Here is a 13,125-nt window from a genome sequence, read left to right on the forward strand (position 1 = left end):
GCGCGCGATTGCGTCAACGGCCCTGCCCGACTTCTCCACAGTGCCAGTGGCGTTGCGCGGTCAGCATTCCACGACATTGACGGCGAGCCCACCAAGGCTGGTTTCCTTGTACTTCTCGTTCATGTCGAGGCCCGTCTGGCGCATTGTTTCGATCGCGGCGTCGAGCGGCACGAAATGGACGCCGTCGCCTTTGATCGCCAGAGAGGCGGCGGTGACCGCCTTGACGGCGCCGAGCGCATTGCGCTCGATGCAAGGCACCTGGACCAGACCGCCGACCGGATCGCAAGTCATGCCGAGATGATGTTCGAGCGCGATTTCGGCGGCGTTCTCGACCTGCTCGGGCGTGCCGCCCATGACGGCGCAGAGACCCGCGGCAGCCATCGCCGAGGCCGAGCCGACCTCGCCCTGGCAGCCGACCTCGGCGCCGGAGATCGAGGCATTGGTCTTGATGATGCCGCCGACGGCGGCCGCCGTGAGCAGGAAGTCGCGGATGCTCGGCTGGTCAGCCTCGGGGTGGAAATGCAGCCAGTAACGCAGCACCGCCGGCAATGTGCCGGCCGCGCCATTGGTCGGCGCGGTGACGACGCGTCCACCGGCGGCGTTCTCTTCGTTCACCGCCATGGCGTAGATCGACAGCCAGTCATTGGCCAGCAAAGGGTTGGGCTTGTTCTGCTGCCATTGCTCCTGCAGCTTGTCGTGCAGCATGCGGGCACGACGGCGCACTTTCAGCCCGCCCGGCATGATGCCGTCCTGCGACAGGCCGCGGTCGATGCAGCCCTTCATGGCGCCCCAGATCGCATCAAGGCCGCTGTCGAGCTCCTCGCGCGACATATGCGTCTCTTCATTGACGCGCTTCATGTCGGCGATAGACAGGCCGCTTTTGCCTGCCATCTTCAGCATCTCGACGGCGTTCTTGAAGGGATAGGGCACCTTCTTGCCTTCTGTGGTCACCGAGCCCTTGACCTTCATCCGCTGCAGCTCTTCCTCGGACACCACGAAGCCGCCGCCGATGGAATAATAGATGCGCTTGAGCAGCAGCCGGTCGCCGGCATCGTAAGCGTAGAAGGCCATGCCGTTGGCGTGGCCGGTGAGCGGCGTCTTGCGGTCGAGCACCAGATCCGTCGCCGGGTCGAAGCGATAGGAGGGATGGCCGCGTGGCGATATCCGCTTCTCGGCGGCGATGCGCGTGGCGATTCCCTCGGCCTGATCGGGATCGACCGTCTGCGGTGTCAGGCCAGCAAGTCCGAGGACAACGGCGCGATCCGAGCCATGGCCGATACCGGTATAGGCGAGCGAGCCGTGCAGGCTGGCGCCAATGCGATCGACCTTGACGCCGGCCGGGCGCGGCCAGTCATCGCCGGCGATCTCGTCGAGAAACCGCCGCGCCGCCGTCATCGGTCCCATCGTGTGCGAACTCGACGGTCCGATGCCGATCTTGAACAAGTCGAAAACCGAAAGAAACACGCTGCGCCGTCTCCGGGAATGGGATCAAGACCTACATATAGGACTTTCCATGATGTTTGTGCTGTTTTGCGGATTGCGGCGCTGCACCTGCCGACCTTGTTTGCTCCGGCCGCGACATCCCCGGCTGAAAGCGCGTCGCGCTGAAACGGATTCATGCGACGCGCTTTAAGTTCCTGTTTTAATACATGTGGTTGTCCCAGAACCGCAGCTCACTTCTGGGCGACATGCTTTGGAGCATCGAACTGACCGCTTTGCCTGTGGTAAAAGGGGGCATGGGCGATTCTTTCCATCTGTCGACGGCTGATCTGGCGGCGCTGGCTTTTTTCCTGCTCGCATGGTTGCTGCATACGCTGGCGTCCGACGGCAGACTGGTCAGCCGGGTGTCGTTGACGATGGCCATGAACGTGCAGCGCGAGGCCTGGATGCGCACCATGGCCGAGCGCGAAATCCGCATCGTCGACACCGCCATCATGAGCGGCCTGCAGCAAGGCACCGCCTTTTTCGCCTCCAGTTCGCTGATTGCGCTCGGTGGCTGTTTCGCGCTGCTTGGCGCCTCGGATCAGGTCCTTGCCGTGCTGAACGACCTGCCGTTGAACGCGACCTCATCGCGCTCCGCCTTTCAGATCAAGGTCTTTGGTCTGGTCCTGATCCTGGCCTTCGCCTTCTTCAAGTTCGGCTGGGCCTACCGTCTCTTCAACTACTGCACGATCCTGATCGGCGCGGTGCCGATCCCCTATGGCGAGGCGTCACGCAACCCGGTCAGCGAAACGGCGGTGTGGCGCGCGGCGCGCATGAACATGCTGGCCGGCAAGCATTTCAATTCAGGCCTGCGCGCGGTGTTCTTCTCGATCGGCTATCTCGGCTGGTTCGTCGACCCGATCGTGTTCGTGCTGTCGACGCTGCTGCTACTGGCAGTGCTGGTGCGGCGTCAGTTCTTTTCCGCCGCAAGGCAAGCCGTGATCGGTCAGCCGCCCGGGCCGGGGAAAAGCTGGTCGATCCGGCCCGACAGCCAATAGGCGGCGAGCCCGATCCACTCGCGGATCGCCATGGTCGTGGTCTGCAGCGAATCGGGTGCGTTGTCGCGAAACAGGCCAAAGCCTTCCTTGCCCGAGGTGCGATAGTCGACCGGCCACGGGACCGTGTGAAAGCCGGCCTTGTCGAACAGCGCCTTGGCGCGCGGCATGTGGAAGGCGGAGGTCACCAGCAGCCAGGTTTCGCCCGATTTCGGCGTTACCAGTTCCTTGGTGAAGACGGCATTCTCATAGGTGTTGCGGGATTTGCTCTCGAGCATCAGGCGATCGGCGTCGACGCCAAGCGCACCGAGCAGCCGCGGCGCGGTGGCCGCATCCCCCTCGCCATCGATGAACAGTTCACCGGTGCCGCCCGAGATAACCACTTTCGCCTCGGGAAAGCGCCGGGCAAGGATCGCCGCCTCGACCATGCGGTCGCCGCCGGAATTCAGCTCATAGCCGCCGCGCGCCAAGTTGATGGCGCCCTCGAAGCCGCCGCCGAGCACGACAATGCCGTCGACCTTCCGCGGCAGCGGCGGCTTTGGGAAGCGCTCTTCGAGCGGATTGAGCATCATGGCGCCAAGCGACGTCCAGGCCGACAGCGCCAGAATCAGGAAGGCGAACACACTGCCCGTCGCCGCCAATCGCCGGCGGCCGATCAGCGCCGCGAGCAAGCCGGCAAGCAGCAGGAAGATCGCCAGGTTGAGTGGTTGGACGAAGAACCAGAATACCTTGGAGAGATAGAAGAACATTGCCTGCCTATCTCCAGCTCAAATTGTGACGGCCGGTGAAGTGCTCGACCGCACTCGCTACCGCTTCCGCTTCGAGGCGGCTTAACTCCCTGCCGAAAACAAGGACGCCGTTCGCGTTGGTCAAGCTGATGACTTCCGACAGTCCCACTTCGTCCGTGGGATAGGTATGGTCGAGGATTTCGACCCTAAGATGCCCTTTCAAAGGCAGTGACCACCGATTTCGCAAGGAACCCCTCACCGAGCGCACGGCTGCAGTGTCGGTCAGCCGCAGGGTTTCCCTGCCGAACACCCGCCAGATGAAATCCTTGCCCAGGAAATAGGTGAAGAGGGCAATGACCGCCACGAAGGACAGCAGACCGAGCGTGCCGCTGGTGAGCGTTGCGGACGACATATCCGTCAATCCCATGTAGCCGGTGTAGGCGACGATCGCGGCCCCGATCAGGACAAAGACTGTCCTGAAATCCGAGGTGCGTGGCGGGTTCGTGATCAGCAGTTCGTTTCCCGTCTCGACGATGGAAATGCGAGACGGAGGCGGCATGCTACCACCACTTCTCCGGCTGGAAGGTTCCCGCCGCCTGCTCGATGACGGCGGCTGTCTGGAACAGGGTTTCCTCGTCGAAGGGACGGCCAATCAGCTGCAGGCCGAGCGGCAGGCCCTTGGCATCGAGGCCGGCAGGCACGGCAATGCCCGGCAGTCCGGCCATGTTCACGGTCACCGTGAAAATGTCGTTGAGGTACATTTTGACCGGATCGGCGGCCATGTCCTCGTCAGCGATGCCGAAGGCGGCCGACGGCGTCGCCGGCGTCAGGATGACGTCGACGCCGTCGGCAAAAACCGTCTCGAAGTCGCGCTTGATCAAATTGCGCACCTTCTGCGCCTGCAGATAGTAGGCATCGTAATAGCCTGCCGACAGCACATAGGTGCCGATCATGATGCGACGCTTGACCTCTTGACCGAACCCGGCGGCCCGGGTCTTTTCGTACATGTCGACAATGTCCTGGCCCGGCACGCGCAAGCCATAGCGGACGCCGTCATAGCGCGCCAGATTGGATGACGCTTCGGCAGGCGCTACGATATAATAAGCCGGCAAAGCATATTTGGTGTGCGGCAGCGAAATGTCGACGATCTCGGCGCCGGCATCCCTGAGCCAGGCAATGCCCTTCTGCCACAGCGCCTCGATCTCTTCCGGCATGCCGTCGACGCGGTATTCCCGGGGAATGCCGACCTTCATGCCCCTGATCGGTTTGCCGATCGCCGCCTCGTAATCCGGCACCGGCCGGTCGACGGAAGTGGTGTCCTTGGCGTCGACCGAGGCCATGGACTTCAGCATGATCGCGGCATCGCGCACGTCCCGGGCGATCGGGCCCGCCTGATCGAGCGACGAAGCGAAGGCGACGATGCCCCAGCGCGAGCAGCGGCCATAGGTCGGCTTGATGCCGACGGTGCCGGTGAAGGCGGCTGGCTGGCGGATCGAGCCGCCGGTGTCGGTGGCGGTGGCGCCGGCGCACAGGAAAGCCGAGACGGCGGAAGCCGAGCCCCCCGACGAGCCCCCCGGCACCAGTTGGGCATTGTCCAGCGTGCGCGCGGTCTTGGTGCCGCCGGCCGAAACGAAACCGCCATCGCCCTGATGCGTGGTCGGCATCACCACCGTGTCGAGGCGCGAACGCCGCCATGGATTGACGACAGGGCCGTAATAGGAGGTCTCGTTGGACGAGCCCATGGCGAACTCGTCCATGTTAAGCTTGCCCAGCATGACGGCGCCGTCTGCCCACAGATTGGCGGTGACGGTCGATTCGTAGCGCGGCTTGAAGCCGTCGAGCACATGGCTGCAGGCCTGGGTGTGGATACCTTCGGTGCCGAACAGGTCCTTGATGCCGAGCGGGATGCCTTCCAGCGCACCGCCATGGCCCTTGGCGAGCCTGGCGTCGGAAGCTTTGGCCATATCGCGCGCCTTGTCGCCGGTGACGACGATGTAGGCATTGAGCACCGGATTGGCGCGCTCGATGGCACCGAGATAGGCCTCGGTGATTTCGACGGCCGAAATCTCCTTGGCGCGCAGCTTGGCGCGCGCCTGCGAAATCGTCAGATGGGTCAGTTCGCTCATCAAAGGCTCTTTTCGTAAAACACCGACCACTCGGAATCGGGATAATCCAGCACCGGCCCGCAGCGCGAGAAGCCGGCGCGTTCGTAGACGGTCCAGGCGGCGGGATGGCGGTCGCCGGTTTCAAGCACCAGGCGCTTCAGCCCTTCGCTGCGCGCCAGCGTTTCGACATGCTCGACGATCTTGGCGCCGATCTTCCTGCCGCGATGCGAGGGCCGCGTGTACATGCGCTTGACCTCACCGACGCGGGCGTCATGGCGCTTCAGCGCGCCGCAACCGATGGCTTGCCCGTCGTCGCGGGCGATAAAGACGGTGGTGTCGTCGCCAGCCATCTGCTCGACCGTCAGATGGTAGCAATGCTCCGGCGGCGTCAGTTCGAGCAGCGTCGCGTTGAGCTCCTCGACCAAAGCGCGGACATCGTCCTGCAGCGGCGTTTCGATGGCGATCTCGATTGCCATCGGCCGCCTACTCCACGACCTTCGGCACGAGGAAGAAATTCTCGTCAGTGGCCGGCGCGTTGGCGACGATATCGGCAGCCTTGTTGCCGTCGGTGACGATGTCTTGGCGCTTCTTCATCTCCATCGGCGTCACCGATGTCATCGGTTCGACGCCGGAGACATCGACCTCGTTCAGCTGCTCGACAAAGCCCAGAATGGCGTTCAGCTCGCCGGTCATGCGCTCGGCATCCTCCTCGCTCACCGCAATGCGGGCGAGACGCGCGACGCGCTTCACGGTTTGCAGATCAACGGACATGTCTTTAGCCTTTGGGAAAACCAGATGGCGCTATAGCGGCGTGGCGCGTGCCGCGCAACATCGATCGTGCTTGGGGATAGAGCCCGTTCATGCCAGGGCGGCATTTCAACCTAGGGCAGCGATACACCCTCGCACAGATAATAGCTGCCGCCATTGCCGGCCTGCTCGCCTTCGTCGGCGGTCGGGCGCACCGAGACGATGTCGATTTGGGTCGCGTTCATCTGCGTGATCGACAGTATATCGGGAAAGAGAAAGCCCGGCTCCTGGCAGATGGCAGTGACCGCCCAGCTCGGCGAGCGCGTCGCCTTGGTGACCTGGACGAACTCGCAATTATACTCGACGCTTTGCAGGCCGTCCGCCGACAAGATGACATTGCCGGTGTCAATCAGCGTCTGCAGCGTGTCCTTTTTGGCTTGCGCGCAAAGCTCCTGGGTCTGGAGGTAAACGCCCTTGATGAAGTCCTCGGCGGCGGATGCGGGCGACGCAGCGACCAGCATCGAAACGCAAAGAGTCTCTCTCAAACCCATGGTTTAATTCCCCTTTGCGACAAGGGATCGTTTCAACGATCGCTCTATAGTGTGATCGTTTGGCCGATCGCTGGCAAGGCTACGTCGACACCTGACCCTTCGAGGCCGGCCACGAACTTCTCCGCCGTCGCGTCGATGATCGGGAAGGTGCCGAAATGGCAGGGAACGACCGTGTCGAAGTGGAAGAAGCGCCGGCAGGCCAGGGCCGCCACCGCGCCGCCCATGGTGAAGCGGTCGCCGACCGGCACGAGGCCGATCTTCGGCTCATGCAATTCCTCGATCAGCGCCATATCGGAGAAGATGTCGGTGTCGCCCATATGGTAGAGCGTCTTGTCCTCCGGGAAATGCAGGACCAGCCCGTTGGGATTGCCGAGGTAGACGTTCTGGCCGCCATCGAGCCCAAACGACGAGGAATGCAGTGCCTGCACGAATGTGGTGGTGAAGGCACCGCAATCGACGGTGCCGCCATGATTGCCGGGATTGATCTTCTTGCCGTCGACGCCCTTGCCGACCAGGTACATGCAGATCTCGTAATTGGCGACCAGCTGGGCGCCGCTCTTCTTCAGCACCTCCACCGCGCCGCTGACATGGTCACTGTGGCCGTGGGTCAGAAGCACATGGGTGACGCCTTCCGCCGGCCCCTCCCAGCCGCTCGTCCATGATGGGTTGCCGACGAGATAGGGGTCGATCAGGATGGTCGCGCCTGATGTCTCGACGCGGAAGGCGGAATGTCCGTACCAGGTCAATTTCATCGATCGTGTTCCTCGATTTTGGTTGCGCCGGAAGATAGAACGCCGGCAGCAAAATTAAAGTGACATAGTGTGCTCGCGGTTCAAAAGAACGTGTCGCGCTCTTTGTGACGGCAAGTCTGGGTCGCGATAGACTGGGTCACGGTAACGCTGGTGGGGAAAGCCGTTGGGCATCATAGCAATCGAGGATCTGCCGGCACGGCTGGAAGGCGGCAGGACGCTGGCCGGGCTCGACCTCGGCGACAAGACGATCGGTGTCGCCGTTTCCGACCGCGGCTTGTCCTTCGCCCATCCGCGCCCGGTCATCCTGCGCAAAAAGTTTTCGCTGGATGCGGCAGCGCTGCTCGCGCAGCTGCAGAAGGACAATGTCGGTGCGTTTGTACTCGGTCTTCCCATCAACATGGACGGTTCGGAAGGTTCCCGCGCCCAGAAGTCGCGCGCCTTCGTGCGCAGCATGGCAGGCATAACCGAACTGCCCTTCGTGCTGTGGGACGAGCGGCTGTCGACGGTGGCGGCGGAGCGGACGCTGATCGAGATGGATTTCTCGCGCCGAAAGCGCGCCGGCAAGATCGATTCGGCGGCTGCGGCCTTTATTCTGCAGGGAGTTCTGGACCGGCTCCAGTCGCTTGACCCACGCGATCGGACGCAACCGGATTCCCCGCCTGCCGCCTGACCCAGGCCATGATGTTGCGGCGGCGGCGAAACGCCCACAATGCCATCAGCAGGAAGCCGTCAAAGACGCAGGCCCTTGCCACCATGCCCGGAATGATCGCCGGATCGATGCCCAGCATCTGCCCGTAGAGCTGGAACACGAAATCATGCAGCTGCCGGCTGAGCATGACGTAGCCGAAATTGATGTCGTTGAGCGACAGGAAGAACCAGCCCCAGAACAGAGCGAGTGGCGCGGCCCACAATGCGAACAGCGTGCGCATCAGTGACCGTCCCTGCGGCTGGAGCCGCCTCTGGGACCGCTGGGACCAATGTCCGGACGGCCGGAAATGCGCGACAGCAAGGAGCCGTGCGCGGCACCCTTGGCCATGGCATGTGCGGTGGCGCGACTCTCTGCCTCCCGCGAAACCATGACGGCGAAGACCGACCTCCGCTCGGCCAGCATGGCGACATAGGAGGCCAGAAGTGCCGCCAATTGCACGGCGACAACCAAAAACAGGCCGTTGATGCCTCGCGCCGCGCCGCCGACCAGGATGAGCGACAACACCGCGGATGCCGAAATGAAGGCGGTCCGCGCCACACTGTCGGCTCCGTCCGGGCTCGCTGCGGCGTTAACCAGGCTCTCGACGAAGACCCAGCAAAACAGCACCGCCACGACCAGCAAGGCGATGGCCAGCGGCGCCACGACGGCAGCATTGTCGAGATCGGCCAGACGAGTGTTTTCCACGACGACGCCGAGCACGCCCAGAGCGCCCGCAACGCCGCGGTTTCCATCGACACAGATGAACGCCAGCAGGGCGAAAACCAGCGCCCAGTGCAAGGCCAGAAAGGACGTCAAAATGTGCCGCATGGCATTCCTGCTTTGGTGACAAAGACAGTGGGGTCTGCGGCCTGCGGCTGCAACGGAAACCATTCGTTAAGGTTAACGGCTGTCCACAGGCAGGCAAATTCGTTCACGGACTGGCGGAAGGCCCTCAATTCACCGGCGGATAGAGCGTGTCGACGATCATGCGCGCATCGTGGCGCGAATCGAGCATGCCATAGGTGTTGCGCCACTGGCCGGCGAGCCGCGTCTCGACGAAGGCGTCCGCAATCCGCCCTGCCCCCAGCCGGCGCAATTCCGCAGCTGCCGCCGACAGCGCCAGCTGTTCGGTCAGCAGGCGGGCCGACCCCTCATCGGTGCCGGCGACCTGCATGGCCGCCTTGAGCACGCCAATGGTTCCGCGTCCGCCGGCGCCGAGATCGCGGTCGATGCCGGCCAGCACCTCCTCGAACAGGCCGGGCGCGCGGCCGAGCACGCGCAGCACGTCGAGCGCCATGACATTGCCTGAGCCCTCCCAGATCGCATTGACCGGGGCTTCGCGGTAGTAGCGGGCGAGCGGCGCTTCCTCGACATAGCCATTGCCGCCGAGGCACTCCATCGCCTCATAGAGCAGTGGCGGCGCGATCTTGCAGACCCAGTATTTGACCACCGGGGTCATGGCGCGGGCAAAAGCAGCCTCGCCGCGGTCGCCGGCAGCCTCGTCGAAGGAGCGCGCCAGTCGGAACGAGAGTGCCGTGGCGGCGGCGACATCGAGCGCCATGTCCGCCAGCACGCGCTGCATCAGCGGCTGTTCGATCAGCGTCGAGCCGGCCACCTGGCGGTGACGGGCGTGATGCACGGCCTCAGCCAGCCCCGCTCGCATGATTGCCGACGAGGCGACGGCGCAGTCGAGCCGGGTCAGCGTGACCATGTCCATGATCGTCTTTATGCCGGCGCCGGGCTCGCCGACCATCTCGCCGATGGCGTTGACGAACTCTACCTCCGATGAGGCGTTGGAGCGGTTGCCGAGCTTGTCCTTCAGCCGCTGAAAGCGGAAGCCGTTGCCGGAACCGTCGCCGAGGATGCGCGGGACGAGAAAACAGGAAAGCCCTTCCGGCGCCTGTCCAAGCACGAGAAAAGCGTCCGACATCGGCGCCGACATGAACCATTTGTGGCCGGTGAGGCGATAAAAGCCGCTGCCGGCGCGTTCGGCCCGTGTGGTGTTGGCGCGCACGTCGGTGCCGCCCTGCTTTTCGGTCATGCCCATGCCGAGCGTCAGCCCGGTCTTGTCGACCGGCGGCTTCTGACTCTGGTCGTATTTGCGCGTCGTCACGCGCGGCGCCCATTCGCGAAACAGCTTTGGGCTGGCCATCAGGGCGGCCAGCGAAGCGCTGGTCATGGTGATGGGGCAGAGATGCCCGGTCTCGAGTTCGGCGGTCAGGTAGAAACGCGCGGCGCGCACCTGATGGCGACGGCCGATCTCGCTATCGCCGTTTTCCCAGATCGAGGAATGCAGGCCGCCGGCAACCGAGCGGCGCATCAGCGCATGATAGGCCGGATGGAATTCGACGAGGTCGATGCGCCGGCCCTGACGGTCATGCGTGCGGAGCTTCGGCGTCTCGACATTGGCGAGGCGAGCCAGTTCCTGCGCCTCCTGCGTCAGGACGAACCGGCCAAGCCCGTCGAGGTCCTTGCGCACCGGATCGGAAAAACGCTCGGCAAGCTGGATCAGCAACGGATCGCCCCGCCAGGCGTTGCCGCCCGTCAGCGGCGGCGGCTGGTTGGTCACGTCGTCGGTCACGCCCAATCCTTCTGAAAGTAGAAGGGCCTTCTAACGCTAGAAAGGCACTTATCATCACAAGGCTTCGAATCCGAAGCAATCGGCTAGATATAGCCCAAGGCAGGCGGCGCGCGCGACGAAAATACCGGGGAGAAAGGCCGCAATGCCAAGCTGACGCTTGCGGCAAGGAATTCTCCCCCCTATAGCAGCGCCTTGAGATGACCGACGCTTCGTCCCTGCCGCTTTATCCTCACCGCCATCTTCTGGGCATCCGCGATCTTTCCCCCGGTGACATCGAGCTTCTGCTCGACCGGGCCGATCGCGCCGTCGCCATTTCGCGGCAGTCCGAAAAGAAGACCTCGACGCTGCGCGGCCGCACCCAGATCAACCTCTTCTACGAAGCCTCGACGCGCACGCAGTCGTCGTTCGAACTGGCCGGGAAACGGCTCGGCGCCGACGTCATGAACATGTCGGTGGCGAGCTCTTCGGTGAAGAAGGGCGAGACGCTGATCGACACGGCGATGACGCTGAACGCCATGCGCCCCGACATCCTGATCATCCGCCACCAGTCTGCGGGCGCCGCCGCCCTTTTGGCGCAGAAGGTCGGCTGCTCGGTGGTCAATGCCGGCGACGGCGCGCATGAACACCCAACGCAGGCGCTGCTCGACGCGCTGACCATCCGCCGCGCCAAGGGGCCGCTGTCGAAACTGATCGTAGCGATCTGCGGCGACATCCTGCATTCTCGCGTGGCGCGTTCCAACATCATGCTGTTGAACGCGCTTGGTGCGCAGGTGCGTGTGGTGGCGCCGTCGACCCTGCTGCCGTCCGGCATCGAGAAAATGGGCGTCATCGTCTCGCGCTCGATGGCAGAGGGCCTCAAGGGCGCGGACGTGGTGATGATGCTGCGCCTGCAGCGCGAGCGGATGGAAGGCGCCTTCGTGCCTTCGGTACGCGAATATTTCCGCTATTTCGGCCTCGATGCCGAAAAGCTGAAGGCCGCCAAGGACGGCGCGCTGGTGATGCATCCCGGTCCGATGAACCGCGGCGTCGAGATTGCGTCCGAAATCGCCGACGGTCCGCAAAGCGTCATCCAGGAACAGGTCGAGATGGGTGTCGCCGTGCGCATGGCGGTGATGGAAGCGCTGCTCGACCCGCGCCGCAACGAGGGCCGGAGCGCATGAGCACGACGGTCTTTGAGCGCGCCCGCATCGTCGACCCGTCACGCGGCTTCGACGAGGTCGGCACCGTGATCGTCGAGGGGAAAAAGATCGTTGCCGCCGGCAAGGCTGCCCTGAACCAGGGCCTGCCGGCGGGAGCCACCGTGGTCGACTGCGCCGGCAAGGCAATCATTCCCGGCCTGATCGACGCGCGCGTCTTCATCGGCGAACCGGGCGGCGAACATCGCGAGACCATCGCTTCGGCCAGCGTTGCGGCGGCGGCCGGCGGCGTTACCTCCGTCGTTATGATGCCCGACACGGACCCGGTGATCGACAATGTCGCGCTGGTCGAATTCGTGCTGCGCACCGCCCGGGACACGGCAAGCGTCAACATCTTTCCGGCGGCGGCGATCACCAAAGGCCTCGCCGGTCGCGAGATGACCGAATTCGGCCTGTTGCGCGAGGCCGGTGCGGTCGCCTTCACCGATGGGCGGCACACAATATCCAGCGCACTGGTGATGCGCCGGGCTCTCACCTATGCCCGCGATTTCGGTGGCGTCATCGCACATGAGACACAGGATGGCGACCTCGCTTCGGCAGGCGTGATGAATGAAGGCCTGTATGCCAGCTGGCTCGGCCTTGCCGGCATTCCGCGCGAGGCCGAGTCCATCCCGCTGGAGCGCGACCTGGCGCTGGCACGGCTGACGCGCGGCGCCTACCACGCGGCCAAGATCTCGACGGCGATGGCAGCGCAAGCGATGACGCGGGCGAAAGCCGACCAGGCCAATGTCACGGCGGGCGTGGCGATCCAAAATCTGTCGCTGAACGAGAACGATGTGGGGGAATACCGCACCTTCTTCCGGCTGACGCCGCCTTTGCGCGCGGAGGAAGACCGGCTGGCCATGATCGAGGCGGTCAAGGACGGCACGATCGACATCATCGTCTCCTCGCACGACCCGCAGGATGTCGACACCAAGCGCCTTCCCTTCGCCGATGCAGCTGCCGGCGCGATCGGGTTGGAGACGCTGCTTGGAGCAGCGCTTCGGCTCTACCACAATGGTGACGTGCCGCTACTTCGGCTGGTCGAAACACTGTCCACCGCACCAGCAAGGCTGTTCGGCCTGCCGGGCGGCACGCTGAAGCCGGGAGCGCCGGCCGATCTTGCGCTGATCGACCTCGAAGAACCCTGGATCGTGAGTGAAAGCGGCATCCGCTCGCGCTCGAAAAACACCTGCTTCGAAGGTGCGCGGCTGCAAGGCATGGTCTTGCAAACGCTGGTGGCGGGCCGCACAGTGTTTTCGAGCTAGAGCGATCGCGCCACGTCGCAGACCGATATGTTGCTGGGGAAATGCGGGGGCAA

At 64.0% G+C, this 13,125-nt stretch carries 15 protein-coding genes; 4 read left to right on the plus strand and 11 right to left on the minus strand.

Features of this window, described 5'->3' with window-relative positions; translation table 11 throughout:
• Positions 1-60: 60 nt before the first annotated feature.
• Positions 61-1,464 carry an L-serine ammonia-lyase gene (locus NKH38_RS10540; protein WP_352759858.1) on the minus strand — a complete coding sequence of 468 codons (1,404 nt, stop codon included), beginning with the start codon at positions 1,462-1,464 and terminating at the stop codon, positions 61-63.
• 272 nt (positions 1,465-1,736) lie between these two features.
• Between NKH38_RS10540 and NKH38_RS10545 the strand changes: the two genes are divergently transcribed.
• Entirely contained in the window at positions 1,737-2,480 is a 744-nt protein-coding gene (locus tag NKH38_RS10545; protein ID WP_023671004.1) for a DUF599 domain-containing protein, read from the plus strand.
• On the opposite strand, the gene NKH38_RS10550 is transcribed toward NKH38_RS10545, so the two are convergent.
• From NKH38_RS10550 to NKH38_RS10580, 7 genes are all read right to left on the minus strand, one after another.
• The gene (locus tag NKH38_RS10550) at positions 2,429-3,226 is read right to left on the minus strand and encodes a YdcF family protein (protein WP_023693431.1); all 798 of its coding nucleotides are present in this window, start codon (positions 3,224-3,226) and stop codon (positions 2,429-2,431) included. The genes NKH38_RS10545 and NKH38_RS10550 overlap by 52 nt on opposite strands.
• Before the next feature lie 7 nt (positions 3,227-3,233).
• Entirely contained in the window at positions 3,234-3,764 is a 531-nt protein-coding gene (locus tag NKH38_RS10555; protein ID WP_023671002.1) for a hypothetical protein, read from the minus strand.
• A gap of 1 nt (position 3,765) precedes the next feature.
• Entirely contained in the window at positions 3,766-5,331 is a 1,566-nt protein-coding gene (locus NKH38_RS10560; protein ID WP_023724367.1) for an amidase, read from the minus strand.
• Positions 5,331-5,786, minus strand: a complete 456-nt coding sequence (locus tag NKH38_RS10565) for a GNAT family N-acetyltransferase (RefSeq protein ID WP_023706217.1) — start codon at positions 5,784-5,786, stop codon at positions 5,331-5,333. The genes NKH38_RS10560 and NKH38_RS10565 overlap by 1 nt, the downstream gene beginning before the upstream one ends.
• A gap of 7 nt (positions 5,787-5,793) precedes the next feature.
• Positions 5,794-6,081 carry an Asp-tRNA(Asn)/Glu-tRNA(Gln) amidotransferase subunit GatC gene (gatC, locus tag NKH38_RS10570; RefSeq protein ID WP_023670999.1) on the minus strand — a complete coding sequence of 96 codons (288 nt, stop codon included), beginning with the start codon at positions 6,079-6,081 and terminating at the stop codon, positions 5,794-5,796.
• A gap of 110 nt (positions 6,082-6,191) precedes the next feature.
• The gene (locus NKH38_RS10575; protein ID WP_023670998.1) at positions 6,192-6,608 is read right to left on the minus strand and encodes a hypothetical protein; all 417 of its coding nucleotides are present in this window, start codon (positions 6,606-6,608) and stop codon (positions 6,192-6,194) included.
• 44 nt (positions 6,609-6,652) lie between these two features.
• A complete protein-coding gene (locus tag NKH38_RS10580; protein WP_023684673.1) occupies positions 6,653-7,360 on the minus strand; it encodes a metal-dependent hydrolase in 708 nt (235 codons plus the stop codon).
• Between the two features lie 163 nt (positions 7,361-7,523).
• On the opposite strand from NKH38_RS10580, the gene ruvX reads away from it, so the two are divergent.
• Positions 7,524-8,030: a Holliday junction resolvase RuvX gene (gene ruvX, locus NKH38_RS10585; RefSeq protein WP_352759871.1), complete on the plus strand. Its 507-nt coding sequence runs from the start codon at positions 7,524-7,526 to the stop codon at positions 8,028-8,030.
• Here the strand turns inward: ruvX and NKH38_RS10590 are convergent.
• From NKH38_RS10590 to NKH38_RS10600, 3 genes are all read right to left on the minus strand, one after another.
• Entirely contained in the window at positions 7,948-8,289 is a 342-nt protein-coding gene (locus tag NKH38_RS10590) for a DUF6105 family protein (RefSeq protein ID WP_023806088.1), read from the minus strand. The genes ruvX and NKH38_RS10590 overlap by 83 nt on opposite strands.
• Positions 8,289-8,876 (minus strand): hypothetical protein, encoded by a 588-nt coding sequence (locus NKH38_RS10595; RefSeq protein WP_023724363.1) that lies wholly within the window; start codon positions 8,874-8,876, stop codon positions 8,289-8,291. The genes NKH38_RS10590 and NKH38_RS10595 overlap by 1 nt, the downstream gene beginning before the upstream one ends.
• Before the next feature lie 124 nt (positions 8,877-9,000).
• Positions 9,001-10,629, minus strand: a complete 1,629-nt coding sequence (locus NKH38_RS10600) for a DNA alkylation response protein (protein WP_023688598.1) — start codon at positions 10,627-10,629, stop codon at positions 9,001-9,003.
• A 197-nt stretch (positions 10,630-10,826) separates the two neighbouring features.
• Here NKH38_RS10600 and NKH38_RS10605 point away from each other — a divergent pair, with 197 nt between their 5' ends.
• Positions 10,827-11,789, plus strand: a complete 963-nt coding sequence (locus NKH38_RS10605; protein ID WP_023688599.1) for an aspartate carbamoyltransferase catalytic subunit — start codon at positions 10,827-10,829, stop codon at positions 11,787-11,789.
• Entirely contained in the window at positions 11,786-13,072 is a 1,287-nt protein-coding gene (locus NKH38_RS10610; protein WP_352518800.1) for a dihydroorotase, read from the plus strand. Before NKH38_RS10605 ends, NKH38_RS10610 begins: the two co-directional genes overlap by 4 nt.
• The last annotated feature ends 53 nt before the right edge of the window (positions 13,073-13,125 follow it).

The sequence above is a fragment of the Mesorhizobium sp. M1078 genome (assembly GCF_040318615.1).
Classification (GTDB): Bacteria; Pseudomonadota; Alphaproteobacteria; order Rhizobiales; family Rhizobiaceae; genus Mesorhizobium.